29 protein-coding genes are annotated in these 24,342 nt (G+C 63.3%); 15 read left to right on the forward strand and 14 right to left on the reverse strand.

Going from position 1 to position 24,342, the window contains the following annotated elements; genetic code table 11:
* Together FJ958_RS17205 and greA are read left to right on the forward strand one after the other, a co-directional pair.
* The coding region (locus FJ958_RS17205) for a tetratricopeptide repeat protein (RefSeq protein ID WP_140744393.1) at positions 1-451 on the forward strand (451 nt) is incomplete at its 5' end.
* A gap of 269 nt (positions 452-720) precedes the next feature.
* Entirely contained in the window at positions 721-1,194 is a 474-nt protein-coding gene (gene greA / locus FJ958_RS17210; protein WP_008877613.1) for a transcription elongation factor GreA, read from the forward strand.
* A gap of 259 nt (positions 1,195-1,453) precedes the next feature.
* Here greA and waaC read toward each other — a convergent pair whose 3' ends face one another.
* Genes waaC through rfaD form a run of 3 tightly spaced genes read right to left on the reverse strand, consistent with a single transcriptional unit; the run spans position 1,454 to position 4,361 of the window.
* On the reverse strand, positions 1,454-2,434 hold the full coding sequence (gene waaC / locus FJ958_RS17220; RefSeq protein ID WP_140744394.1) for a lipopolysaccharide heptosyltransferase I: 981 nt from the start codon (positions 2,432-2,434) through the stop codon (positions 1,454-1,456).
* Entirely contained in the window at positions 2,431-3,438 is a 1,008-nt protein-coding gene (waaF, locus tag FJ958_RS17225) for a lipopolysaccharide heptosyltransferase II (protein WP_140744395.1), read from the reverse strand. The genes waaC and waaF overlap by 4 nt, the downstream gene beginning before the upstream one ends.
* Positions 3,411-4,361 carry an ADP-glyceromanno-heptose 6-epimerase gene (rfaD, locus tag FJ958_RS17230; protein ID WP_140744396.1) on the reverse strand — a complete coding sequence of 317 codons (951 nt, stop codon included), beginning with the start codon at positions 4,359-4,361 and terminating at the stop codon, positions 3,411-3,413. The genes waaF and rfaD overlap by 28 nt, the downstream gene beginning before the upstream one ends.
* A gap of 142 nt (positions 4,362-4,503) precedes the next feature.
* On the opposite strand from rfaD, the gene FJ958_RS17235 reads away from it, so the two are divergent.
* The 6 genes from FJ958_RS17235 to gmhB all read left to right on the forward strand — a co-directional run bounded on the left by FJ958_RS17235 (position 4,504) and on the right by gmhB (position 8,670).
* Entirely contained in the window at positions 4,504-4,740 is a 237-nt protein-coding gene (locus FJ958_RS17235) for a type II toxin-antitoxin system Phd/YefM family antitoxin (RefSeq protein WP_140744397.1), read from the forward strand.
* The gene (locus FJ958_RS17240) at positions 4,733-5,146 is read left to right on the forward strand and encodes a hypothetical protein (protein ID WP_246679615.1); all 414 of its coding nucleotides are present in this window, start codon (positions 4,733-4,735) and stop codon (positions 5,144-5,146) included. Before FJ958_RS17235 ends, FJ958_RS17240 begins: the two co-directional genes overlap by 8 nt.
* Before the next feature lie 43 nt (positions 5,147-5,189).
* Positions 5,190-5,822 carry a LysE family translocator gene (locus FJ958_RS17245; RefSeq protein ID WP_140744398.1) on the forward strand — a complete coding sequence of 211 codons (633 nt, stop codon included), beginning with the start codon at positions 5,190-5,192 and terminating at the stop codon, positions 5,820-5,822.
* Positions 5,823-5,938: 116 nt separating this feature from the next.
* Positions 5,939-7,429 carry a D-glycero-beta-D-manno-heptose-7-phosphate kinase gene (rfaE1, locus tag FJ958_RS17250; RefSeq protein WP_140744399.1) on the forward strand — a complete coding sequence of 497 codons (1,491 nt, stop codon included), beginning with the start codon at positions 5,939-5,941 and terminating at the stop codon, positions 7,427-7,429.
* Between the two features lie 7 nt (positions 7,430-7,436).
* Positions 7,437-8,009 (forward strand): SIS domain-containing protein, encoded by a 573-nt coding sequence (locus tag FJ958_RS17255; RefSeq protein ID WP_140744400.1) that lies wholly within the window; start codon positions 7,437-7,439, stop codon positions 8,007-8,009.
* Positions 8,002-8,670 carry a D-glycero-beta-D-manno-heptose 1,7-bisphosphate 7-phosphatase gene (gene gmhB, locus FJ958_RS17260; protein WP_140744401.1) on the forward strand — a complete coding sequence of 223 codons (669 nt, stop codon included), beginning with the start codon at positions 8,002-8,004 and terminating at the stop codon, positions 8,668-8,670. The genes FJ958_RS17255 and gmhB overlap by 8 nt, the downstream gene beginning before the upstream one ends.
* A gap of 15 nt (positions 8,671-8,685) precedes the next feature.
* Here the strand turns inward: gmhB and FJ958_RS17265 are convergent, their stop codons facing one another.
* On the reverse strand, positions 8,686-9,480 hold the full coding sequence (locus FJ958_RS17265; RefSeq protein ID WP_140744402.1) for a glycosyltransferase family 2 protein: 795 nt from the start codon (positions 9,478-9,480) through the stop codon (positions 8,686-8,688).
* 233 nt (positions 9,481-9,713) lie between these two features.
* Positions 9,714-10,193 (reverse strand): Lrp/AsnC family transcriptional regulator, encoded by a 480-nt coding sequence (locus FJ958_RS17270; protein ID WP_140613115.1) that lies wholly within the window; start codon positions 10,191-10,193, stop codon positions 9,714-9,716.
* Between the two features lie 253 nt (positions 10,194-10,446).
* Between FJ958_RS17270 and trxB the strand changes: the two genes are divergently transcribed.
* Both trxB and FJ958_RS17280 read left to right on the forward strand, forming a co-directional pair.
* Positions 10,447-11,421 carry a thioredoxin-disulfide reductase gene (gene trxB / locus FJ958_RS17275; protein WP_140744403.1) on the forward strand — a complete coding sequence of 325 codons (975 nt, stop codon included), beginning with the start codon at positions 10,447-10,449 and terminating at the stop codon, positions 11,419-11,421.
* A gap of 89 nt (positions 11,422-11,510) precedes the next feature.
* On the forward strand, positions 11,511-12,407 hold the full coding sequence (locus tag FJ958_RS17280) for a LysR family transcriptional regulator (protein WP_140744404.1): 897 nt from the start codon (positions 11,511-11,513) through the stop codon (positions 12,405-12,407).
* A 29-nt stretch (positions 12,408-12,436) separates the two neighbouring features.
* On the opposite strand, the gene FJ958_RS17285 is transcribed toward FJ958_RS17280, so the two are convergent.
* The 4 genes from FJ958_RS17285 to FJ958_RS31600 form a co-directional block, all read right to left on the reverse strand.
* Positions 12,437-12,937: an isoprenylcysteine carboxylmethyltransferase family protein gene (locus FJ958_RS17285; RefSeq protein WP_140744405.1), complete on the reverse strand. Its 501-nt coding sequence runs from the start codon at positions 12,935-12,937 to the stop codon at positions 12,437-12,439.
* A gap of 804 nt (positions 12,938-13,741) precedes the next feature.
* Positions 13,742-15,793, reverse strand: coding sequence for an elongation factor G (locus tag FJ958_RS17290; protein WP_140744406.1), 2,052 nt, complete (start codon positions 15,791-15,793; stop codon positions 13,742-13,744).
* Between the two features lie 196 nt (positions 15,794-15,989).
* Positions 15,990-17,519 carry an EAL domain-containing protein gene (locus FJ958_RS17295; protein WP_140744407.1) on the reverse strand — a complete coding sequence of 510 codons (1,530 nt, stop codon included), beginning with the start codon at positions 17,517-17,519 and terminating at the stop codon, positions 15,990-15,992.
* A 43-nt stretch (positions 17,520-17,562) separates the two neighbouring features.
* A complete protein-coding gene (locus FJ958_RS31600; RefSeq protein WP_181176416.1) occupies positions 17,563-17,730 on the reverse strand; it encodes a hypothetical protein in 168 nt (55 codons plus the stop codon).
* Between the two features lie 31 nt (positions 17,731-17,761).
* Here FJ958_RS31600 and FJ958_RS17300 point away from each other — a divergent pair, with 31 nt between their 5' ends.
* Positions 17,762-18,157, forward strand: coding sequence for a cupin domain-containing protein (locus FJ958_RS17300; protein WP_140744408.1), 396 nt, complete (start codon positions 17,762-17,764; stop codon positions 18,155-18,157).
* Between the two features lie 42 nt (positions 18,158-18,199).
* Here FJ958_RS17300 and FJ958_RS17305 read toward each other — a convergent pair whose 3' ends face one another.
* Positions 18,200-19,402 (reverse strand): pyridoxal phosphate-dependent aminotransferase, encoded by a 1,203-nt coding sequence (locus tag FJ958_RS17305; RefSeq protein WP_140744409.1) that lies wholly within the window; start codon positions 19,400-19,402, stop codon positions 18,200-18,202.
* A 212-nt stretch (positions 19,403-19,614) separates the two neighbouring features.
* Between FJ958_RS17305 and FJ958_RS17310 the strand changes: the two genes are divergently transcribed.
* From FJ958_RS17310 to FJ958_RS17320, 3 genes are all read left to right on the forward strand, one after another.
* A complete protein-coding gene (locus FJ958_RS17310) occupies positions 19,615-20,508 on the forward strand; it encodes an EAL domain-containing protein (RefSeq protein ID WP_140744410.1) in 894 nt (297 codons plus the stop codon).
* Positions 20,505-21,353, forward strand: a complete 849-nt coding sequence (locus tag FJ958_RS17315; RefSeq protein WP_140744411.1) for an EAL domain-containing protein — start codon at positions 20,505-20,507, stop codon at positions 21,351-21,353. Before FJ958_RS17310 ends, FJ958_RS17315 begins: the two co-directional genes overlap by 4 nt.
* 105 nt (positions 21,354-21,458) lie before the next feature.
* Positions 21,459-22,067 (forward strand): glutathione S-transferase family protein, encoded by a 609-nt coding sequence (locus FJ958_RS17320; protein ID WP_140744412.1) that lies wholly within the window; start codon positions 21,459-21,461, stop codon positions 22,065-22,067.
* A 52-nt stretch (positions 22,068-22,119) separates the two neighbouring features.
* On the opposite strand, the gene FJ958_RS17325 is transcribed toward FJ958_RS17320, so the two are convergent.
* The 3 genes from FJ958_RS17325 to FJ958_RS17335 all read right to left on the reverse strand — a co-directional run bounded on the left by FJ958_RS17325 (position 22,120) and on the right by FJ958_RS17335 (position 23,057).
* On the reverse strand, positions 22,120-22,374 hold the full coding sequence (locus FJ958_RS17325; RefSeq protein WP_140744413.1) for a hypothetical protein: 255 nt from the start codon (positions 22,372-22,374) through the stop codon (positions 22,120-22,122).
* The gene (locus tag FJ958_RS17330; RefSeq protein WP_140744414.1) at positions 22,371-22,571 is read right to left on the reverse strand and encodes a hypothetical protein; all 201 of its coding nucleotides are present in this window, start codon (positions 22,569-22,571) and stop codon (positions 22,371-22,373) included. The genes FJ958_RS17325 and FJ958_RS17330 overlap by 4 nt, the downstream gene beginning before the upstream one ends.
* 273 nt (positions 22,572-22,844) lie before the next feature.
* Entirely contained in the window at positions 22,845-23,057 is a 213-nt protein-coding gene (locus FJ958_RS17335) for a cold-shock protein (protein ID WP_015316174.1), read from the reverse strand.
* A 274-nt stretch (positions 23,058-23,331) separates the two neighbouring features.
* Between FJ958_RS17335 and FJ958_RS17340 the strand changes: the two genes are divergently transcribed.
* A complete protein-coding gene (locus tag FJ958_RS17340) occupies positions 23,332-23,661 on the forward strand; it encodes a hypothetical protein (protein WP_140744415.1) in 330 nt (109 codons plus the stop codon).
* Between the two features lie 11 nt (positions 23,662-23,672).
* Here the strand turns inward: FJ958_RS17340 and FJ958_RS17345 are convergent, their stop codons facing one another.
* A complete protein-coding gene (locus tag FJ958_RS17345) occupies positions 23,673-24,242 on the reverse strand; it encodes a methylated-DNA--[protein]-cysteine S-methyltransferase (RefSeq protein ID WP_140744416.1) in 570 nt (189 codons plus the stop codon).
* Positions 24,243-24,342 lie beyond the last annotated feature (100 nt).

Here is a 24,342-nt window from a genome sequence, read left to right on the forward strand (position 1 = left end):
GGGTGGCGGTGGCCAGACCGTCAGTCAGTGCAAGAAGGGCGAAGTCTGGGACAATAAGAAGAAAAAGTGCGTCGCGCCTCAGGAAGGCATGCTGGACGACGACAGCATCTATGAAGCCGGTCACGACCTGGCGATGGCCGGGCGCTATGACGAGGCGATCTCGGTGCTCACCCTTGCCGCCAACAAGCAGGATCCGCGCATCCTGAACTATCTCGGCTATTCGCACCGCCATTCCGGCCGTGTTGCCGTCGGGCTCGGCTACTACGAAGAGGCGCTGCGCATCGACCCGAACTACACGCTGGTGCGCGAATATCTCGGCGAAGCGCATCTGCAGATCGGCGATCTGGCCGGCGCCCAGCAGCAACTGGTGGAGATCGAGAAGCGCACCGGCAAGGGATCGCGCGAATACGGCATGCTGGCCGAGCAGATCGACCATTTCATGCGGAGCTGACCTGGCGTCCAAGGGTCTCGAAGCGGCCGCGAGCGATCGCGGCCGCTTTTTGTCGCCGCCTTGCCTCGCCGCCGCCCGGCTCGCGAAAGCGGTGACGATTTTTGCAAAACCGCTTTTTTGGGCGTGAAAAACCCGCGAAGATTGCTATATTGGGGGAAATTGCGGTGAAACGGTTCCGTTAGCCCGAGGCTGCCGGACCGTTTTCTTTTTGTACCCAACGACAAGGCTTCCCCCGAAACGCGGGGGCGGCGGCAGAAAGGTCAGGCATTATGAACAAGGTCCCGATGACAGGCGAGGGGTTCGCGTCATTGAAGGAAGAACTGCGTTGGCGCCAGCAGGAAGAGCGGCCGCGCATCATCGAGGCGATCTCCGAGGCGCGCTCGCATGGCGACCTGTCCGAAAATGCCGAATATCACGCCGCCAAGGAGGCGCAGAGCCTCAATGAGGGCCGCGTCAACGAACTCGAGGACCTGATCGCGCGCGCCGAGGTGATCGACGTCACCAAGCTCAGCGGCGACAAGGTCAAGTTCGGCGCCACCGTCGTGCTGGTCGATGAGGACACCGAGGAAAAGAAGACCTACCAGATCGTCGGCGACCAGGAAGCCGACGTGAAGTCCGGCCGCATCTCGATCTCCTCGCCGATCGCGCGGGCGCTCATCGGCAAGGAAGTCGGCGACGCCATCGAGGTCAATGCGCCAGGTGGTGCGCGCGGCTATGAGATCGTCCAGGTGCAGTTTATTTAGGGAGTTTGACGGGGCGGTTTCGTACTGTCCGCACTTCAAGCCAAGGTCGGCGCTGCCCCTCATCGCCCTGCCGGGCACTTCTCCCCGTATAGGGACGGGGAGAAGGAACGCCGTCATAGATGATTTCGCTAATCGCCAGCATTGCAAGAAGGCCGCCAAGGTTGCGCCCAGCTCTCTTCTCCCCGTCCCTATACGGGGAGAAGGTGCCGGCAGGCGGATGAGGGGCGGCGCCGACTTTCCGACTGTTTCGATCGAAGCATCAATCTTCGCCGATATTTGCCTGGCTAAGCTCCAGCAATCTCTCCGCCTCCGCTATCACCTCCGCTGGTACAACACGACCACCGGGCGCGGCCAGCAGTGTCGACGCATACGGCCCGCGCGGGCCGGTCAAACCCGGCTCCGTCGCCAGGAACACCGCGACTGTCGGCAGTCCGAAGCCGCTGGCGAGGTGTGTAAGCCCGGTGTCGGCGCCGATCACCAGCGTCGAGCGGCCGAGGATGGCGGCGATGTCGGCCAGCGGTGACTTCGGCACCACGACCGTGGACGGCACGGCCTTGCCGATCGCTTCGGCCACAATCTTCTCGCGCTCATTCGACCAGGTGGTGACAGGCGTCATGCCCCGGTCGACCAGCAGCCGGGCGGTTCCGATCCAGTCTTCGACCGGCCATTTCTTGTCCTCCCGGCTGGTCCCGTGCAGCAGGAAGGCGGTCTTGCCGCGGATGTTGGCGATCGTGCCAGCCGGCGGCACAATGCCGGAATTGAGCGTCGAAAGATCGGGCTGGTAGCCAAGCGCCAGTCCGAACAGCCGCCTTGTCCGCTCGATGGCGTGCAGGTCGCGGGGCACACTATAGTTGACGTCATAAAACAGCGTCGCCGAAGGTTCGCGCGCGCTCGACCGGTCGAAGCCGGCGATCGGCGCGCCGGCCTGCCGCGCCACAAGCGCCGATTTCAGCAGGCCCTGTGCATCGATGACCAGGTCATAGTGGCATGACCGCAAGGTTCGGCGCAGGGCGGCCGCCTCGCGCCAGGTGCCGCCATTGAACAGTGCCTTGCGCCAGCGCCGGATGGCGACCGTGTGGATCCTGCCGATCGCCGGATGGAGCGCCACGATGCCGGCGAACGCCTCCTCGACGCACCAGTCGAAGGATATGTCCGGCCTGACGAGGCTGGCATCCTCGACGGCCGGAAATGTGTGGATGACATCGCCCATGGACGATGTCTTGACGATGAGGACCTTCATGCCGCTGCCGGAAGTTCCAGCAGCCGGTCCGCCGCCGCCGCAACCTGCCCGACTTCCAATGTCTTGAGGCAATTGAGATGGCCGAGCGGGCAGACCTTGCGGTGGCAGGGCGAGCAGGACAGGCCGAGCCAGACCAGTTCACGACGCTCCGCCAGTGGCGGCGTGTTTTGCGGCGAGGTCGAACCATAGACCGCAACGATGGGCGTGCCGACAGCCGCGGCGACATGCATCAGGCCGCTGTCGTTGGAGACGGCCAGCCTGGCGGCGGCGATCAGATCGATGGCGTCTTCCAGCCGCGTCTGGCCTGCGAGGTCGATGACGCCAGGCGCGAGGGCCGCGATCTCCGCCGTCACGTCGCGGTCGTTCTTCGATCCGAACAGCGCGACTTTCAAGCCCTTGCCCATGAATTCGCGGGCAAGCCCGGCATAGCTTTCGCTCGGCCAGCGCTTGGCCGGGCCGAACTCGGCGCCGGGCATCAGGGCCACGAATTTTTGCGGCGTCAGCCCGAAACGCTCGAGCAGGACGGCTTGGTTACTGGTGTCCACGGTTAGATGAGGCGCTCGGAAAGTGCCGCCCTGGGCGAGGCCGAAATAGGCCTGCGCGGTGCGCCGTTTCACGGCATCGGGCAGCGGCACGATGTCGGTCAGCAGTCCATAGCGCATTTCACGCAGATGGCCGAAACGGCGCGGAATGCGGGCAAAGAACGGGATCAGCGCCGATTTCCAGCTGCCCGGCAGGATATAGGCCATGTCGTAGCGGCCGCGCAGCAGGCGGCCGAAACGGCGGCGATGGGTGAATTCGAGCGCGCCCGGCTTTAGCGGAAAGTCGATCTGCTGGCGTATTTCAGGCATGCGCTTGACCAGCGGGGCGGCCCAGGCGGGCGCCAGCACGTCGATCGCGACGTTGGGATGGAACTCCTTCAGCGCCGAGAACAGGCACTGCGCCATCACCATATCGCCCACCCAGCGTGGGCCGATCACGAGGATCGTTGGGCTTTCAGCCATTCGACATAGTCTCTGACGCCAGTTTCGACGCTCCGGAATTGACCGTTATAACCGGCCGCGCGCAAGCGGGACATATCAGCTTGCGTAAAGCTCTGGTAGCTGCCCTTGAGGTGGTCGGGGAATTCGATGAACTCGATCTCGCCTTTGCCCAGCGTGTCGATGACGGTTTCGGCGATGGCACGAAACGGCTGGGCGCGGCCGGTGCCGCAGTTGAAGATGCCGCTCGAGCCGCGCTTCCACAGCCACAGATTGACATCGGCGATGTCGCCGACATGGATGAAGTCGCGGCTCTGCTCGCCCGGTCCGAAGCCATCATAGGCGCCGAACAGTTTCGGGTTCTCGCCCCGCTCGACCTGGTTGAACAGATGAAAGGCGACCGAGGCCATGGCGCCCTTGTGCGCCTCGCGTGGGCCATAGACGTTGAAGTAGCGCAGGCCCGCGACCTGCGAATGGTCGGTGTCGAAGGCGGTGCGCCTGACATAGTCGTCGAACAGTTTCTTCGAATAGGCATAGACGTTGAGCGGCCGCTCCAGCGCCGGCTCCTCGCGAAATTCGGAACCGCCGCCATAGACGGACGCGGAAGAGGCGTAGAGGAAGGGCACGCGCAGCGTCTGGCAGGCATGCAGCAGCCGCTTCGAATAGGCGTAGTTGACCTCCATCATGAACTTGCCGTTCCATTCGGTGGTGGTCGAGCAGGCGCCCTGGTGGAAGACGGCCTCGATGCGGCCGAGCGATCCGGCCTCGATGCGGGGCAGGAAATCGTCCTTGTCGAGGTAGTCGGCGATTTTGAGATCGGCGAGGTTGGCGATCTTGTGGCCGTCGGTGAGGTCGTCGACGACGACGATGTCGTCATGGCCTTCGACGTTGAGCGCGGCGACGATGTTTGAGCCGATCATGCCGGCGCCGCCCGTGACGATGATCATGAAGGCCTCTGGTTGCTTGCGATTCCGGTCCTTATAGGCGAGGCCAGCCGGGCTGTCGACAAAGCAGGCGGTCGCTCGGGCTCGCCCGTTCAGGCTTGTCTGTTTTGTCCATTTTGTCTATTATGGCAAAACGGAGTGTCCAATGAAACACTATACATCGACTGATCTGAAACAGAATCTCGGCGACGTGCTCGCGGCTGCCAGCCAGCAGCCGGTCTCCATCACTCGCCACAACAAGCCGAGATACGTCCTGATGAGCATCGAGACCTACGAAGCGCGCTTCGGCACCGATAGCCGTCGCGCCTACGCGGCGGAGGATGCACCGCTGGAACATGTCGAGATGCTGGAGGAGTACGCCGCGGAACTGAACGGTGACTAAACCGGTCGCCGCGGACGCCTGGCGATATCCATATCTGTGGCATCGCCAACATGGAGACGGCGAGACCGAAGGCCGCAAGACGAGGCCTGTCGCCTTTGTCGCCGTTCTTCCCGGAAAAGCCGGAGGCACGAACCTTTTCATCCTTGCCATCACCTCCACGCAGCCGGGCCGTGATCGCATCGCCGTTCGCGTTCCGGAAATTGAACGCCGCCGCGCCGGCCTTGACCCTATTCCCCTTTGGGTCATAGTCGACGAGTACAACCACGATATTCTGGAATCGCCGGCCTATTTCGAACCGGGTGCGCGTATCGGCGCATTCAGTCCGTCGTTCCACAAAAAAGTCATATCGGCTTTCATTGCGGCTGTTCGCGCAGGCCAATCCAAAGCCATCCCACGGGCTGACTGAAAGGTCTGCAATCGGACAGGGCAGGATCATAAGGGACAAGAGAATGCCGTCGACCGAACTGCTCATCGCGTTTTTCGCCACCACGGCGATCTTCGCCTATATTCCCGGTCCGGCCATGCTCTACGCAGCCGCGCAGACCATGGCGCGCGGGCGCTGGTCGGGACTGACGGCGGCGCTCGGCATTCATCTGGGCGGCTATGTGCACGTCCTTGCCGCTGCTGCCGGCCTGTCGGTGCTGTTCCACGCCGTGCCGCCGCTTTACATGGCGGTCAAGCTGGTCGGTGCGCTCTACCTGATCTGGCTCGGTGTCTCGCTGTTTCGCAAGCGCGGGGAGGGTGACGCGGCGTTGCCCGTCATCGAGCGCAAGTCGGCGCGCCGCGCCTTCTTCGAGAGCATCACCGTCGAGGTGCTCAATCCCAAGACCGCGATCTTCTTCATGGCGTTCCTGCCGCAGTTCATCGATGCCTCGGCGGCGTTTCCGGTCTGGCTGCAATTCGTCGTGCTCGGCACCATCGTCAACCTGATGTTCTCCTCGGCCGACATCGTCTGCGTCTTCCTTGCCGGCCTGGTGATCGGCCGGCTGCGGCGTTCGAGCCGTGCGCAGCGGCTGATGCAGCGGGCAGGCGGCGCGGTGCTGGTCGGGCTCGGCGTCCACGTTGCCTTGCAGAAGAGCTGACGCGGCGCCGCCGTTGCGCCGGCTCGAATTGCGGTATATCGGCAGGCACGAACGATCGGTCCCGCCAACCGACCCCATATAGTCCAGAGACGGTTTCCCAGCGCGTTACCAGTGACATGATCAAGCACAATCCGCCTTCTCCCGAACCCTTGCACCGCGCCATTGCGCGCTTTGGCGACGTCGCCGTGCTGGTGGTCGGCGACATCATCCTCGACCGTTTCGTCAATGGGATCATCGAGCGGATTTCGCCGGAGGCGCCGATCCCCGTGCTGCACGGGCGCGGCGAAACCTCGGCCATGGGCGGCGCCGGCAACGTCGTGGCCAACATCGTTTCGCTTGGCGCGCGTGCCATTCCGGTTTCTGTGATCGGCACGGACGCTGCCGGCGACAGCCTGGTGCGGATGCTCGGCGCGCTTGGCGCCGACACGGCGGGCCTGGCGCAGCAGCGCGGCCGCATGACCTCGTCCAAGAGCCGCTTCAGCGCGCTCAACCAGCAGGTGCTGCGCTTCGACGAGGAAGAGGTCAAGCCGCTCGACAGCATTGAGCGGGCGGGGCTGATCCGGCATTTTCGCGCGGCACTCGACGAGGCCGACATCGTCATCCTGTCCGATTACGGCAAGGGCATCCTGCTCGACGGCGTCGCCGCCGAACTGATCGCCATCTGCCGCGGGGCGGGAAAACCGGTGCTGGTCGATCCGAAGGGCCGCGATTACGCGCGCTACGCCGGGGCGACCGCCATCACCCCCAACCGCAAGGAGCTTGGCGAGGCCGTCGGCCATGCGGTGTTCGCCGATGACGAGATCGTCGAGGCCGCCCGCGAACTGATTTCAGCGCATGGCCTCGACTTCGTCGTCGCCACCCGCAGTGAAAAGGGCATGAGCGTGGTCGGCCCCGACGAAGCGCGCCACATCGCCACCCAGGCGCGCGAAGTGTTCGACGTTTCAGGTGCCGGCGACACCGTGATCGCGAGCTTCGCGCTGGCGCTTGCCGCCGGCGCCGATCCTGTCGCCGCCGCCTCGATCGCCAATGCGGCCGGCGGCGTCGTGGTGGCCAAGCGCGGCACCGCGCGGCTGACGGTCGAGGAATTGACCGGCGCGCTGTTCCGCTCGCACGGACCGACCGCGCACAAGGACGCCATCCTCGATGCCACGTCGGCCGCGCGCATGGTGGCGGCCTGGAAGGAAGAGGGCCTGAGCGTCGGCTTCACCAATGGCTGTTTCGATATCCTGCATGCCGGCCATGTCAGCCTGCTGCACGCGGCGCGCAGCCAGTGCGACCGGCTGGTGCTCGGCCTCAACAGCGACGCCTCGGTGCGGCGGCTGAAAGGGCCAGGACGACCGGTCAACGACCAGCATGACCGCGCCTGCGTGCTCGCGGCGCTTGCCTCGGTCGACGCCGTCGTGGTGTTCGATGAGGATACACCGCTGGCGCTGATCGAGGCGCTCCTGCCCGACATTCTGGTCAAGGGCGCGGATTACACGATCGACACCGTGGTTGGCGCCGATGTGGTGCAGAAGGCCGGCGGGCGCGTCGTGCTGGTCGATCTCGTTGCCGGCAAGAGCACCACCAACACCATTGGCAAAATGCGTTCCGGCACCACCAACTGAGGGTTCCATGTCCGAACTGAACGATTATCTGGTCCGCTCGGCGGCGGCGATTACCGCCATGGTCGAGCGCGACCTTACCGGCGAGATGGAGCGGGCGGTGAGCGCCGTGGTGACGGCGCTTTCGTCTGGGAAGGCTTTTTTGATCTGCGGCAATGGCGGCTCGGCCAGCGATGCCATCCACATAGCCGGCGAGCTGGTCGGCCGCTTCCTCAAGGAGCGCAAGGCCTACAATGTCATCGCATTGCCGGCCAATGCCGCGGTGCTGACGGCCTGGGGCAATGATTACGGTTTCGACACGGTGTTCTCGCGCCAGGTCGAGGCGCATGGCTCGGCCGGCGGCGTGCTGCTGGCGATCTCGACCAGCGGCAATTCACCGAGCATCCTCGCTGCCGCCGAACAGGCGCGGATGATGGATATGACGGTGATCGGCCTGACCGGCGACACGGGCGGCAAGCTCAAGCCGCTGTGCGACATCCTGCTCAACGTGCCCTCGACCTCGACGCCCATCATCCAGCAGGGGCACCTGTGCCTCTACCATCATCTGTGCGAGGTGGTGGAAGCCCGCCTGCACAATGGCTGACGGAGTGGAGGCTGACGGCAGAGAGGAGCCGTACCCTCTGACCGAACCGGGCCTGTGGGTCGAGCGGGTCGGCAAGGAGGTCTTTCCCAAAGGTACGCCGGCGCTGTTCCTCGACCGCGACGGAACCATCAATGTCGACACGGACTATCCGAGCGACCCGGCCGAGATCGCGCTCAGGCCGCAGATGCTGCCGGCGATTGCGGCCGCGAATCGGGCCGGTGTCCCGGTCGTCGTGGTCACCAACCAGTCCGGTATCGCGCGCGGCTATTTCGACTGGAGCGTGTTTGCGGCGGTCAACCGCCGCGTGCTGGAGCTGCTGCGCGAACAGAGCGTGTTCGTCGACATGGTTCTGGCCTGTGCCTATCACGAGGCCGGCATCGGGCCGCTCGCCATTGCCGATCATCCGATGCGCAAGCCCAATCCGGGCATGCTGATCGAGGCGGGCAAGCGCCTCGACCTCGATCTCCAGCGCTCTTTGATCGTCGGTGACAAGCCGGCGGACATGCAGGCGGGACGGCGCGCCGGCTTGGCACAAGGCTGGCTGGTGGGAGGGGAGGCGGCGATGCAGCCTGGCTTCGCAATCCGGCGCCTGGATGGCGGCGATGACCTTGGCGGCCTGCTCGCCGCTATCGACACGCTCGGCGGGGACAACAGATCCTGATCCGAACCTGACGGCTTACACGGGATCGTTGCGGTCGGAGGCTTCATAGAGTTTCGCCTCCGTGGCGAAGGAATAGATCATCACCGACATCGAGTAGACGAAACCGTGCCGGCCGCAAAGGAAGTAGCGCTTGGCCAGGTAGAATTTCAGGAAGTTGCCAAGCGGCGACAGCACCAGCCGCAGCAGGCCGGGCTTCTTGCCCTTCTCGACCAGCGTGACGGCCTTCAGGCTGGAATAGGCGTTGGCCCGGGCAACATCGTCCTCGACCGATATTTCGCGGCGATGCAGCAGGACACCGTCCTCGATCGTGCCGGTCTCGCCCGGCACGCCAAAGGATTCATGCACCCGCGCGGTGAGATCCATGGTGGCGCCTTCGCGGCGGAAAAGCCGCATCAGCCTGTTGTGCAGCACCCAGCGGTGCGCATAGCCGTAGCCCTTCAGCCAGTCTCGGCGGCGGATGTACCAGCCGTGGATCTTGTCGTTGGTCGATTGCGTGATGGCCACGATCGACTGCCGCAGCCGGTCATCGACGCGTTCATCAGGATCGATGGAAAGACACCAGGGCTGATTGGCATGGTCGAGCGCGAATTGCCGCTGACGGGGAAAACCCGGCCAGTCATTGTGCAGCAGCCTTATCGGGTAGCCTTTGGCGATATAGCTTCGCACGCATTCGACGGTGCCGTCCGTCGAACCGGAATCGACGATGACGATCTCGGCGCAGAAATCGATGCTTTCCAGGCACGGGCCGATCATATCGACCTCGTCCATGCAGATGATAAGCGCCGAGACCGGGCTTGCAAATCGAGTCATGGTCCCCTTCCCATGGCGGATCGTCCTCGGAACAACGCTGCTTGCGCTATCTGTTCTTACGCAGTCCCGGGCGGAAAACCGTTATACATTTTTCCAAGAATTGCATGAGAAACCAACCAAGCGGCGAAGTTCGGCGGAGCGATCCATGAGCGTCTGTCGGACACCAACGCGGCGCCGGTGTGGCGAAGGCCAGGAATTCGCGGGGGGGCAGGCGCGCAGGCGTTCGCCTGGCCTCAAGATCGCTCGAACGAGACCAGCCCTTCATCCTTGACCCGTCGGATGGTGAGCGCGGTGCGCACCGTGTCGACATTCGGCGTCGAGGTCAGTTCCTCGATGACAAAGGTCTGGAAGGCGCCGAGGTCGCTTGCCACGCAGTGCAGCAGGAAATCGGATTCGCCCGACACCATCCAGGCATCGCGCACGATCGGCCAGCCGCGCGTGCGCTCGGCGAAGGTGCGAAGCTCGGCATCGGCCTGATGGTGCAGCCCGACCAGGCAGAAGGCAACGACGTCGAGGCCGAGCGCCGGGGCATTGAGCAACGCCCGATAGCCGCGGATGATGCCGGTTTCCTCCAGCCGCTTGACCCGGCGCAGGCAGGGCGGCGCCGAAATGCCGACCCGGTTCGAGAGCTCGACATTGGTCATGCGCCCGTCCGCCTGCAACTCACGCAGAATCTTCCAGTCGATGGCGTCGAGGTCGGCTTTCAGGGGCATGGCTGTCTCAGCTCGGCGCAAGAATCTTTCGCAATTTTGTAATTAAACGACTTTTGTGTTGGCGCCAGCCCTCATCAACGCGATTTTTGACCGGTAACGAATGCGACCGTCGCGCGAATAATCCACGGGCCGAAGCTTTCCGGGGACGACGGCCCGTTCGTCTTGCTGGCATGGTTGGCAACCCTTACATTAGACGCGACATTCCATGCTATTTCCCAAGGCACACTCCCTGTCTGCCCCGCAGAGGCTTCAAATGACCACCAAGCACGCGCCTGTTCTCATCATCGGTTCCGGCCCGGCCGGCTATACGGCGGCGGTCTATGCCGCACGTGCCATGCTGAAGCCGATGCTGGTCGCCGGCCTGCAGCAGGGCGGCCAGTTGATGATCACCACCGATGTCGAGAACTATCCCGGCTTCGCCGACCCGATCCAGGGGCCGTGGCTGATGGAGCAGATGCTCAAGCAGGCCGAGCATGTCGGCACCGATATCATCAACGACATCATCACCGAGGTCGACCTCAACGTACGGCCGTTCCGCGCCAAGGGCGATTCCGGCACGACCTACACCGCTGACGCGCTGATCATCGCCACCGGCGCGCAAGCCAAGTGGCTGGGCATTCCGACCGAACAGGACTTCATGGGTTTCGGCGTCTCGGCCTGCGCCACCTGCGACGGCTTCTTCTATCGCGGCAAGGATGTCGCCGTGGTTGGCGGCGGCAATTCAGCGGTGGAAGAGGCGCTCTATTTGTCGAACCTCGCCAAGAGCGTGACGGTCATCCACAGGCGCTCGGATTTCCGCGCCGAGCGCATCCTGCGCGAGCGGCTGCTGCAGAAGGACAATGTCCGCGTCATCTGGGACACGATCGTCGACGAGATCACCGGGCGCCCCGGCAAGGCGCCGCTGCCGCCTTCCGTCGAAGGGCTCAAGCTCAAGCATGCGGTGACCGGTGCCGAAACGCACCTCAAGGTCGATGGCGTGTTCGTGGCGATCGGCCACGCGCCGGCGGTCGAGCTGTTCGTCGGCAAGCTGAAGCAGAAGCCGAACGGCTATCTGTGGACGGCGCCGGATTCGACCCGCACCGACGTGCCCGGCGTGTTCGCGGCGGGCGACGTGACCGACGATATCTACCGCCAGGCGGTAACGGCGGCGGGCCTCGGCTGCATGGCCGCGCTGGAGGCGGAGAAGTACCTGGCGGGCATCGAGGTGCATCGCGAGGCGGCGGAATAGGCGTTTGTAAAATTGTTAAAAAATCAGCTTAGAAACGCCGTGTAAAAGCCTGATTTTTCATTCAGACGCCAAACAGAACGAGGGGTATCATGGCGTTGGACTGGGACAAGCTACGCGTGTTTCACGCTGCGGCGGAAGCGGGGTCGTTTACACACGCGGCCGAGACACTGCACCTTTCACAATCGGCGATCTCGCGGCAGGTCAGCGCGCTCGAGCATGATGTCGGCGTGCCGCTGTTCAACCGGCATGCCCGCGGCCTGGTGCTGACCGAGCAGGGCGAAATGCTGTTCCGCACGGCGCATGACGTGCTGATGAAGCTCGAGACCATCAAGTCGCGTCTGACCGAGACCAAGGACCGGCCTTCCGGCGTGCTCAGGGTGACGACGACGGTGGGTCTGGGTGCCGGCTGGCTGACCGAACGTGTGCAGGAGTTCATCGAACTCTATCCCGAGATCAGCCTGCAACTGATCCTCGCCAACGAGGAACTCGACCTCACCATGCGCCAGGCCGACTGCGCCATCCGGCTGCGCCAGCCGCAGCAGCCGGACCTGATCCAGCGCCGCCTGTTCACCGTGCATTTCCACCTCTACGCGGCCCCATCCTATGTCGCCAAGTACGGCAAGCCGGCTTCGGTCGCCGAGCTGAAGAGCCATCGCATCGTCACCTTCGGCGTGCCGGTGCCCTCGCATCTGTCGGAGCTGAACTGGCTGGAGACGGTCGGCGATTTCGAAGGCGGCCAGCGGGTGCCGACGCTGCAGATCAACGATATCCTGTCGATCAAGCGCGCCGTGCAGGGCGGCGCCGGCATCGCCATGCTGCCCGATTATGTGATCTCCAAGGACTCAGGCCTGGTGCAGCTCTTGCCGGAAACCGAAGTGCCGTCCTTCGACACCTATTTCGCCTATCCCGACGCGATGAAGAACCAGGCGAAGCTGCATGTCTTCCGCGACTTCGTCATCGCCAAGGCGCGCAGCTGGTCCTATTAGCCCACGGGGGCTGCGCCGGCGGCGGTGGTCTATCCACCCCGCCAGGGCGTCAGCCTCGGCAGCCAGCCCGGCACATTGCGGCGGTAGGTTGCGTATTCGGCGCCATAGCGGCTGGCGAGCGTCGGCTCCTCATAGAGCTTGACGAAGGTGATCATGGTCGCGCCCGCGACAACGCCGTAGGCGAGAAGCGTCCAGCTCGAGAACAGCAATGCCTGGCCAAGGATGATCGACAGCACCGCGACATACATCGGGTTGCGGACATGGCGGTAGATGCCGCCGATCACCAGCCTCTCGGTGGGCGCGACAGGGGCGGGTGTGCCCAGCCCCTCCAGTGCGAAGCGGGCGAAGGCATGCAGCAGCACGCCGGCCGCCGCAACGATGAGAACGCCGCCGGCAGGGAGAAAGCCTGGGACGGCGGACAATGGCAGGCCCCAGCGATCGCTGAGCAGCCAGGGAATAAGTCCGGCGACCACGCCGGGTGCCGCAATCAGGAAGATGCCGCTGCCGGCGATCGCCGAAAACGGACGCATTGGATGCCCGCGCTTGATTGCCTCAGAATTAAACGACTACTGCCTGATTTCAGCTCATCAGGTGTTTTTCGGCATTTGCGAGCAAAGTCGTCCGGAATTGACGTTCTCAAGACGGCAATTGCCCCGTTGTGTGCTCCATTTTGACGATTCTGCTGGTCCTATTGGCGTCAGGAATGGGTTAGACCACAGCCTGTGTCTTTTTGCATGCGTGTGTTGCAAAATAGATGCTTGTTTCTTGGGCATGGTGGGCACATATATAGATCATCTCCTGGGCGCGTTCTCCTCCCATTAGCGCCCTCGAGTGTTCCCCTCTGGAGGTTAGCCTTAACAGGCACTTCCAATCAAACTCAGCCGGATCTTCATTGATCCGGCTTTTTTGTTGCCCGGACGCCACCATGGTGGCGGAAAAGTTCACCGGAACTGCCACGTAACAGTGTCATGTAACCTCTGGTAACATGACAAGGCCACCCTCGACCTGCTAAGTAGATGATAGGACGCGGTGTGGTTCGGACGAGAGATGGGGGCATCACTCGGACGGCCGGGCTCAGGCGGCTACCGCGTCCGAACCTTTTCCGCCGAAGATTCGGCAATTGCACATGCGGCGGACCTGCCGTTTCTCCTCCCAAGAAAACGGTCCGCAAACAAAACGGCGTCCGGTCCCCGGGCGTCGTTTTTGGTTTTATCCCCCCGAACAGAACGGATGCTGCGCCAAAAGCGTCGCGCATCAGAGCGACGCGCTTGATGTGTTCCATGCATGTCGCCCAAACCGCTGGGCATTTTTGGGCGACATGCATTGGATGAGAATCAGGCAGCCTTGCCGTTGGTGTTCATCGCTTCGTCGGCGAGGCGGCCGGTGAGTTCGGCCATGTGGTCGAAGGCGGCGTGATAGCTGGCCACGCCCGAGGTCGCCGAACGCAACTCGATGATCAGGTCGCCGATCTCGGCCTGCGGCATGGTCGCCTCGACGACGTCCCAGCCAGGCCAGTCGGGCCGCGCGTCATAGCCGAGGATCTGGCCACGCCGCTGCGGGATCAGCGCGATGATCTTGGAGGTGGCGTCCGACGGCGTGACGATCTCCACTTTCATCACCGGCTCCAGAAGCACCGGCGAGCAGGCGGCCATGCCTTCCTTCATCGCCAGCCTCGCTGCCATCTGGAAGGCCATGTCGGAAGAATCGACTGCGTGGTAGGAGCCATCCGACAGATTGACGGCGATGTCGACGACGGGGAAGCCGAGCGGGCCGGATTTCAGATAGTCGCGTATGCCCGTCTCCACCGACTGGATATAGGTCTTCGGCACGACGCCACCGGTGATGGTGTCAGTGAACTGGAAGCCGGAACCGCGCGGCAGCGGCTTGATCTCGATCACCACATCGCCGAACTGGCCATGGCCGCCGGACTGCTTCTTGTGGCGGCCGCGCTGTTGCGCCGATTTGCGGATCGTCTCGCGATAGGGCACGGCCGGCGCATGGCCTTCGACCGGAATCTGGTTCTTGCCCTCCAGCCGCTCGCGCACGACGCGCAGATGCATCTCGCCATGGCCGGACAGCACCGTTTCAGCCGAGTCCTGGTTGTGACGGAGGCTGAGCGAAGGGTCCTCCTCGGCCAGCCGCTGGATGGCGGCCGACATCTTCACCTCATCCTTGCGTTCCTTGGGGCGTAGCGCGAAGGCAAAGACCGGCTGCGGCGGCTCGACATCGAACAGCTGCTTGGTGCCGCCCTTGGTCGAGGTCAACGTCTGGCCGGTCTTGACGTCGTCCAGTTTGCCGAGCGCCACGGTATCGCCAGCCTTGGCGGCGGTGAGCTTGACCTGGTCCTTGCCCAGCATCTTGTAGATGCCGGAGACCTTGGCGGTGCCGCCGCCTGGCAGCCAGAGTTCCAGGCCGTCGGCGACCTGACCGGACAGGATCCGAGACACCGACAGTTTGCCGCCATGCGGCGTGTGGATGGTCTTCATCACCTGGGCCAGTGTGGCGTTGCCATCCGGGGCACCGAGCCGCTTGCGGGTCGCCTCGATGTCGGGCGCGTCGTGGCGGATCGCCTTCAGGAGGCGCAGCACGCCGTTGCCTTTCTCGGCGGTGCCGATCAGCACCGGCGTCACCACGCCGTCGCGAAGATCGGCGGTCAGGTCGTCGAAGACCGCGTCCTTCGGCGGCTCGATCTCCTCGAGCAGCTGTTCCATCAGCTGATCGTCATGGTCGGCCAGCGTCTCCAGCATGGAGAAGCGTGCCTCCAGCTCGCGCGCCTTGTCGTCGCTAGGTATCTGAGCCACTTCGCTTTCGGCATATTCGCGGTAGATGTAGGCACGCTCCAGCGCCAGATCGATCGAGCCGATGACGACGCCGTCCTTGCGCAACGGAATCTGGCGCAGCAGGAGCGGCACCGAGCTTGCCGGCTGCAGCATCTTCAGCGTGTCACGCACGCCCGCTACCGCCTTGTCGACCTTGTTGAGGAACAGGATGCGCGGTACGCCGAGGTCGTCGAGCTTGCGCATGATGAGCTGCAATGCGGGGATCTTCTTCTCATCGGCCTCGGCCACGACCACTGCTATGTCGCAGGCGGCCAGCACCGGCTCGGCCTCGAAGGAGAATTCGATCGAGCCGGGACAATCGACGAAGGTGAACTGCTCGCCCATGAATTCGGTGGTGGCGATTGTCGCCTCGACGCTCATGGCGTGGACGCGTGCCTCTGGCGAATGGTCTGAAACGGTGCTGCCCGAGGAAACCGGGTTCTGGCGGGGGATAGCGCCCGTGCGGGCCAATATGGCTTCTAGAAGTGTCGTCTTACCGCTTGCGAAGGGACCGACTATGGCAATGCATTTCGGTCCCGTGCGTCGTCCTCCGGCGCGATTACCCATGACTGACCTCCACTCAGGCGTTTCCCGTAGGACCGACTGGCATTCATGGTTCAGGCTTGGTCAATCGGTCCCGAGCGGCGGCCGGCCTGTTCGACCGTCGCGGGCGGGGTTCTTTTCAAGCGCCACCTGCCCAAAAGCATCGTCCCACTTGTTTGCCGGCAGGGCAAGGAAAATAGGAAGCCGATGCCGTGCGGCGTCAGGCGCTCAGCGCCAGGGGGGCGGCATTGACGGTGCGAACGGGAGCAAGCTTGTCGCGCGGCGCCGGCCGGCCGAAATGATAGCCCTGGAAGCGGTTGCAGCCGGCCGCCTTGGCCAGCGCGAATTCTTCCGCAGTCTCCACGCCTTCCGCCACGATGGTGACGTCCTGGATGCGCGCAATCTGCCCCAGCGCGGAGACGAAGATCTGCGCCACCTGGTCATGGGCGAGGCTGCGTATGTAGGAGCGATCGATCTTGATGATGTCGATAGGCAAGGTTTTCAAATAGTTGAAGCCGCAATGGCCGGTGCCGAAATCATCGAGCGCTATGTGGAAGCCAAGGCCACCCAATGCCTCGAGTCGACGCAGGATCTCGGGCGTGGCCGCGGTCGCCACCGTCTCGGTGATCTCGATGATGAATTGCGCCGCCTGACGGCCGGTTTCCTTCAGCACGCGGTCGCACATGGTGACGATCTCGTCGCGCTTGAGCTGTTCGCCGGAAACGTTGATCGAGATGCGGCGCCCCTGGAAATGGTCGACATCGGCGCAAGCCCGCTTGAACACCCATTCGCCGAGCATGTCGATCAAGGTCGAGCGTTCGGCGATCGGAATGAACTCGGCCGGCGAGATCAGGCCGCGTACCGGGTGACGCCAGCGGATCAACCCTTCAAACGCATGGGTGGAACCGTCCGGATTGACGATCGGCTGGTAGTGCAGTTCGAGTTCGCCGAGATAGACCGCGGCGCGCAATTCCCGTTCGATCAGACGGCGGTAGCGCTTGTCGGATAGCATCTCCTCGTCGAACACGGTGACGCGGCCTCGGCCGGCCGCCTTGCTTTCATAGAGCGCCAGGTCGGCAACCAGCATCAGTTCCGTCGTGTTCGAGGCATGGGCGGGCGCCAGCGCCACGCCGAGCGAAATGGAGAGTGGAATGATCTTGCCTTCATGCGATTTGCCGGCCCGCATGGCATCCAGCAATTGCCTGACATCCTTGTTGATGGCGTTGAGGTCTGCGTGCGGGATGATGACGCCGAATTCGTCGCCGCCCAGGCGCCCGACCATGCTGCCGGCAAAGATGCGCTCCGCTGTCTTGACCAGATACATCAGGGTACGGTCGCCGAACTGATGCCCGAACGTGTCGTTCAACTGCTTGAAATGGTCAAGGTCGATCAAAAGCAAGGTCGCCTCGCGCCGATCGCGCATGGTGCCCAGGCTGTCGCGCAGCGCTTCGAGGAAATAGCGCCTTGTCATCGCCCCGGTCATCGCGTCCCTGGTCAGGAAATAGTGCTTCTCCGCCTCGGCCGCCTCAGCCGACCGCAAGCGATGGACGATGCTGCTGCGCATGTACATCAGCGCCAGCAAGGCGACGCTCGTGGCCAGGATCGAGACGGCGAAGGCGCTGCTCGACGGCAGGTTTCGCGAATTGTCGAAAGCGCCAAGTGCCGCCGCGCCGATGCTGAGCACAAGCAGCGCCTGGACGCCGCGGTAGATCCGGCCGCTGTGGTTTTTGATCGTTGCCAGTATGCTCATCCGCCAGCCCCCGCGAAGCTGGCTCACGGCTAGTGCGCAGCCGTTAAGAAGACATTGAATTCCCCGTCATTTCACCGCGCTGCACCATGCGGAGAAGGTTCATGGTTAAGGAGAAGAAACCGATCTTGGTCAGGCAGGCGAAACCGCGGGTTGCGTCCTGGGTGATATCGACCGACAATACGGTTGCTCGATGAGCCGCGGTGTTTGCCACCAGTGGCTCACCCCAGTTTCAGGATCAGACGATGAAGATCATTGCTTGCGGCAGCGTGCCGACCATTATCGTGCCGGAAAAGTATTTCACCGGCCGGGTGCTGCAGACGCCGATCGTCGAGACGGAGGCGCCGGCGCGGCTCAGGGCCACGCTGGTCGCCTTCGAGCCGGGCGCACGCACCCACTGGCACACGCATCCGTTCGGCCAGACGCTCTATGTCACCTCGGGCGCCGGGCTTGCCCAGGTATGGGGCGGCCCGGTCCAGGAGATCAGGGCCGGCGATACCATCTCGTTCGCCCCGGGCGAGAAGCACTGGCATGGTGCCGGGCCGAAAACCGCGATGACGCATATCGCCATGCAGGAGGCACTCGATGGCGTCCATGTCGACTGGCTGGAAACGGTTTCCGGCGAGCAGTATGGCAGCTGAGTCCTGACCGCGGACGGCGGCCGCCTCCTCGGGCCTATCTGATCAGGTCAGCGATGCCGTAAAGCGCTGGATGCGTGTGCAGGCTTCCTCCAGCAGCGCCTCCGATGTGGCGTAGGAGATGCGGAAGTTGGGGCCAAGGCCGAAGGCCGAGCCGAACACCACAGCGACGCCTTCGGCCTCGAGCAGTTCCGAACAGAAGGCCTCGTCGGTGCCGATCACCTTGCCGGCTTTCGTCTTCTTGCCGATCAGTTGGGCACAGGACGGATAGACATAGAAGGCGCCTTCCGGCGACGGGCAGGTGATGCCGCGCGCCTGGTTGAGCATCGATACGACCAGATCGCGCCTGCCCTGGAAGATCGCCTTGTTCTTGGCGATAAAGTCCTGCGGGCCGTTCAACGCTTCCACCGATGCCCACTGGGCGATGGTGCAGGCACCCGAAGTCTGCTGGCCCTGGATCATGTCCATCGCCTTGATCAGCTGGACCGGACCGGCGGCATAGCCGATGCGCCAGCCGGTCATGGCATAGGCCTTGGACACGCCGTTCATGGTCAGCGTGCGCTCGTAGAGGGTCGGCTCGACCTCGGCGATGGTCTTGAAGACGAAATCGCCATAGGTCAGGTGCTCATACATGTCGTCGGTCAGCGTCCAGACATGCGGATGCCTGAGCAGCACGTCGGCCAGCGCCCGCAGTTCGGCCTCCGTATAGGCGGCACCCGACGGGTTGGACGGCGAGTTCATCAGCAGCCATTTGGTCTTCGGCGTGATCGCCTTCTCAAGCACTTCAGCCGTCAGCTTGAAACCATTGTCGATGGAGGTGTCGGCAAACACCGAGGTGCCGCCGCAGATCGCCACCATTTCGGGATAGCTGACCCAGTAGGGGCGGGGGATGATGACCTCGTCGCCAGGGTTCAGCGTCGCCATGAAGGCGTTGAACAGGATCTGCTTGCCGCCGGTGCCGACGATGGTCTGCTCGGGCTTGTAGTCGAGATTGTTCTCGCGCTTGAACTTCCTGGCGATGGCCTCGCGCAGCGGCACGATGCCCGAAACCGGCGGGTACTTGGTCTCGCCACGGCGGATCGCTTCGATCGCCGCATTCTTGATGTTGTCGGGCGTATCGAAATCCGGCTCGCCGGCGCCGAGGCCAATAATGTCACGGCCGGCATTTTTCAGCTCGCGGGCTTTCTGCGTCACCGCGATGGTGGCGGAAGGCTTCACGCGGGAAAGGGTGTCGGCAAGAAAGGCCATGACCTTTTGTCTCTCCAAAGGATCGGCGCGGCCAGGAGCGGCCGCGGCGCTTCTCATGTCGCATGCTGCCGCCAAGTGCAAGCATTGTCGGCTGGGCCAGGTATGGCGATGCGGTCAATGAGGCGTGATCAACGGAGAGTTCATTAACACAAGGTAGAGGCTTGCATGGCAGGATCGCAATCCAATTCCGCCAGTCGCGGAGCGAGGAACCCTTGTCGCGCAGCATCGGGCTTGCCCATATTATCCGTCATGATGACGGCACCTCGTCAGGTGTCTGGGGCATCTACACGCTGCAAAGCGCCTTCCAGCCGATCTTCGCCTTCAAGGAGGGCAAGCTGTTGGTCGTCGCCTTCGAAGGGTTGATCCGGCCGTTTCGCGATGGCGAACCGCAATCGCCGATGACCTTCTTTTCGACCTGTCCGGCCGCCGATCGGCTGCATGTCGAGGCGCTGACCAGGACGCTGCATCTGCTCAATGCCGGCGCCTGCCTGCCGCAGGAGGCTTCGATCTTCATCAATTTCGATCCGTCCGTGTTCACCGAGCGGGCGATTGCCGACAATGCCTTGCGCGAAATGCGGCTGGTGCTGCACGAGGCCGGCATCGATCCGGGCCGGGTCGTGTGCGAGGTGACCGAGCAGCGATCGGCATCGCAAGAGACTTTGTACGAGTTCGTCGCGGCATTGCGTGGCAACGGATTTCGCATCGCCGTCGACGACTATGGCGCCGACGATTCCGACATCAACCGCGTCAAGGAGTTGAGGCCCGACATCGTCAAGTTCGACGCTCGCTGGATCACGCAGCTGATGGAGTCAGGCGCCGGCTTCGCGCTTTTGACCGCCATGGTGAAAAGCTTCGAGGAGCAAGGCATCCGCACCGTGTTCGAGGGCATCGAGGAGGGATGGCAACTGGAGCTCGCCGAGAAATCGGGAGCTTCGATGGTCCAGGGTTATGTGCTGGCGCGCCCCGAACTGGCGCCGACCAGCTTCCACGCCTTCGGCAAAGCCGGGGAGGAAACCGTCTCCGCCACCGCCGGGGCGGAGTCTGCCACGGCCACGCCGCGAACAGCACGACCGGCGAAGGCCTTCGGGCGCAGGACGTCACCATGAGCCCGGAGCTGCGGCGCAATGTCGGCGATGCGATCTTCGTCGACGAGGTCGGCATCGAATATGGTGTCCATGGCGATTTCCGCCTGCGCAGCGCCTACCAGCCGATCTTCGCCCCGCGCGGCCGCACCTTGCGGGCCGTGGCGGTCGAGGGCCTGGTCGAGCCGCGCCGTGCCGGCCAGCCAGGGTCGGCTCAGATGTTCTTCGAGAGCGTTGCATCGCCGGACCGGCTGTTTGTCGAGACCATGTGCCGGGCGCTGCATTTGCGGAATTTTCACAACATCGGTGTCGACGGGCTCGATCTGTTCTTCAACTACAATCCGGTGGTCAACGATCATCCGGAGCGGGCGCTGGCGGAGATCCGGCTGATGAGCAGGCATCTCGACGAGCTCGACCTCGCCCCTGGCATGCTGGTCTGCGAAATCACCGAGCAGGCGGCGGATGACGCGCTTCTGGCGCGGCTGGTGCGCGAAATGCGGCGCGACGGCATCCGTATCGCCATCGACGATTTCGGCACCGGTCATTCGACCGAGGAGCGGGTGAACCTGCTCAGGCCCGATATCGTGAAGATCGATGGCGGCTGGTTCGCGGAATTCTGCCGCCACGCTGCTGCCGAACGGTTCTTCCGCCCGCTGGTGTCCAGCCTGCACGACCGCGGCGCCAAGGTTCTGGTCGAGGGCATTGAGCAACCCATCCATCTGCGCGTCGCACTCGAAGGCGGCGTCGACCTGGTGCAAGGTTTTCTTCTGGGCCGGCCGGCGCTGGCCGGCACCATCTTCGACGAAAAGCCGCTCGCCATCGATGCACTGCTGGGCAGGGAGAACAATGTCGTGCCGCTCTTTGGCTAGGAGCTTGCATCAGCGGTGCTGATGATCACGCCAAAACAAATCATTGGTTGAGGACGCCGGGGCTGCGATAATCGCGTCCGCACAAGGCAGCTTCGGGGACCGGCAATGATACTTTACAGCATGATCGACAGCGGCAATTGCTACAAGCCGCGCCTGCTGATGGCCAAACTCGGCCTCCCCTTCACGACGATCGAGGTGAGTTCGCACACGGGCGATACGCGAAAAGCCGATTTCATCGCGAAGAATCCGAACGCCATGGTGCCGCTGCTCGAACTGGACGACGGCCGGCGGCTGGCCGAGTCCAACGCCATCCTGCTTTATCTCGCCGAGGGCACGCGCTTCCTGCCCACGGACAAATATGAGCGCGGGCTCGCCTACCAGTGGCTGTTCTTCGAGCAATATAGCCACGAGCCCTATATAGCGGTGCGCAAGGCGCTGCTGACCTTTCCCGAGAGGGCCAAGGACGCCACGCCGGAGCGGCTGTCAGTGACACTGGAGCGCGGCAACAAGGCGCTCGGCGTGATGAACAAATATCTGGAGAACAATGCCTTCTTCGCCGGCGGCGCCCTCAGCGTCGCCGACATTGCCCTCTATGCCTATACGCATACGGCGGAGCACGGCGGCTTCCAACTCGACGCCTATCCGGCGGTTGTGGCCTGGCTTGGCCGCGTGGAGGCGGATCCGGGGCACGTACCGATCGGGTGGGTGGGGTAGTCTGTCCTCATGCTCATCGCCGCTTCGCGGCTGGACGGGGCATGCCAAGAGGCTACTTCAAAAGACGGTCATAGTCGGCATGGGTGCCGATCCAGAACCAGATCACATCATCATTGTCACGGACGGCAACGGCCCGGTAGCTATCGTCAACTCGCGCCGACCAATAACGTCCGACCTGTTTGAAATGCAGTGATGGATGAAAAGGATCACCGCGCAGTCTGGCAAAACGCCTGTCCGCTTTTGCTCTGATTAGCGATGGCAGTTTTTCGTAAGCCTCCCAGAACGATGGAGAGGCGATGTGATTCACAATGGCCGGGTCCGGCCGGCACGATGGTCAGCCAGCGCCGCTTCGGCAAACTTGTCCAACCGGCCCGCCTTCGCGTCGGCCTCGATCTGCCGATCCCACGTATCAGCCCGAAGCGCCTCGAACCATGCGGCAAATGCCTTCAGCTCTTCGGGGCTCAGTTCGGCGACGGATTTTTCGATTTGCTCAAGCTTGGTCATATCCGAATAGTATCACTATTGGGCTAAAAGTACCACAAGTGGGACTATAGTCCCAGCTTAGGTGCCTGAACTCCAGACAAACAAAAAGGCGGGACAAAGCCCGCCTTCCCATGCTTGGTAGCCTGATCGGGAGCGTCCGGTCCGGGCTGGCAGCTATCTGCTGTTCCAGCTTGTCGGGTCTTTCCGCTCCGGCGCGCTTCTCGCGCGACCGTCAGTACATCCGTGACTTGCCGCGCGCCCCGAGCTCTCGCCCGGCGCGCGCCATTCGCAAAATCAGGCTGCCTTGCTCAGAGACCCAGCGGACGACTTGCCAGTGCGGCGGTCCTGCTCGATCTCGAAGTTGATCTTCTGGCCTTCGACCAGGGTCGACAGTCCAGCGCGCTCGACAGCCGAGATGTGGACGAAAACGTCCGCGCCGCCGCTGTCAGGCTGGATGAAGCCGAAGCCCTTGGTGGCGTTGAACCACTTGACCGTTCCAGTTGCCATAAAAATAGTCCTTCACATTTGCTTTGGTTTGACTGGACCGAGGCCCAGCCGGTGTGCATCGAGATTTTGGAGATAGACGTCAGCAAACGCGAAGATCGCGAGGCCCGGATCGATCGGCCGAAATATCAATGGGGCTGATATAGGATGCTTTCGCACCAAAAACAAGACTGTGTGAGAAAGCCGTGATCGGAACGCCGCCCAAAGGCCGCCCCAATCTGGTGAAACCGTTGCGGCAGGTCGTGCTGACCGCGGCTGCGGATCAGGGGAGGAGACCATGAAAATCATTCTGCTTGCCGCCTGCCTGACGCTGATGGCCGCCGAGGCGCAGGCGGTCTCGCGCTATGATCCGACGCATATGAGTTGCGGCAAGGTCCAGGCGACGATCGCGCGACAAGGCGCGGTCATCCTGCGCTATGAGTCGACGCGCGTGCCGGGCCTGCCGCTCTACGACCGCTATGTGCAGAGCCAGCAGTTCTGTACCATGGGCGAGGTGAGGACGCGCGCCTATGTGCCGAGCGCCGATACGAAGTCCTGCCCGGTCTACAACTGCAAGCGGCCGGATAACGACCGGCATTTCCGCCGGCGCTTCTTCCATAATAACTAGGCTACGACGGTTCAGAACCCGAACGACACCTGCGCGGGCGGCGGCGGGCCGACGCGCACGCCTTCCATGGCCAGCATCTTCTCCTTGGTGCCCGAGCCGCCGGGAGCCGAGAAGCCGCCGATCTTGCCGCCTGCGGCGAGGATGCGATGGCATGGGATGACCAGCGGCACCGGATTGGCGCCAAGGGCGGCACCGGTCTCGCGCGGCAAGCCAGCGTGGCCCGCGCGCTTGGCCAGTTCGCCGTAGGTGGTGGTCTCGCCATAGCTGAGTTTGCGCGCCGCGTCATAAATGGCGAGGCGGAAGTCGTCGACACCGTCGAGATCGACCGGAACATCGGTGAAATCGACGTCCTCGCCCGCGGCATAAGCCTTGATCGAAGCGATCAGGTCGACCACCCATCGCGGCTGGGCCGTGGAGGCGGAAACGCCGGCGTGGCGCATCAGCCGCCGCTCCACCGCCTCGCGGCTGCGTTCGGGCAGGCAGAGCCGGATCAGGCCCTTTTCGCTCCAGGCGATGCCCATGAAACCGATCACTGTTTCTAACACTGCGTGGCCGGCTGTGATCGAAGCTGTCGTTTCCATGATGCACTCCTTTCCGCAAAGCGGCGAAATCCGGGATTCCTGCCGGTACATATCAGGAACAATATGGCATCACCGCTCAAGTCTCGCCACCCGAAAACCA

It is taken from the genome of Mesorhizobium sp. B2-3-5, assembly GCF_006442395.1.
Lineage (GTDB): Bacteria > Pseudomonadota > Alphaproteobacteria > Rhizobiales > Rhizobiaceae > Mesorhizobium.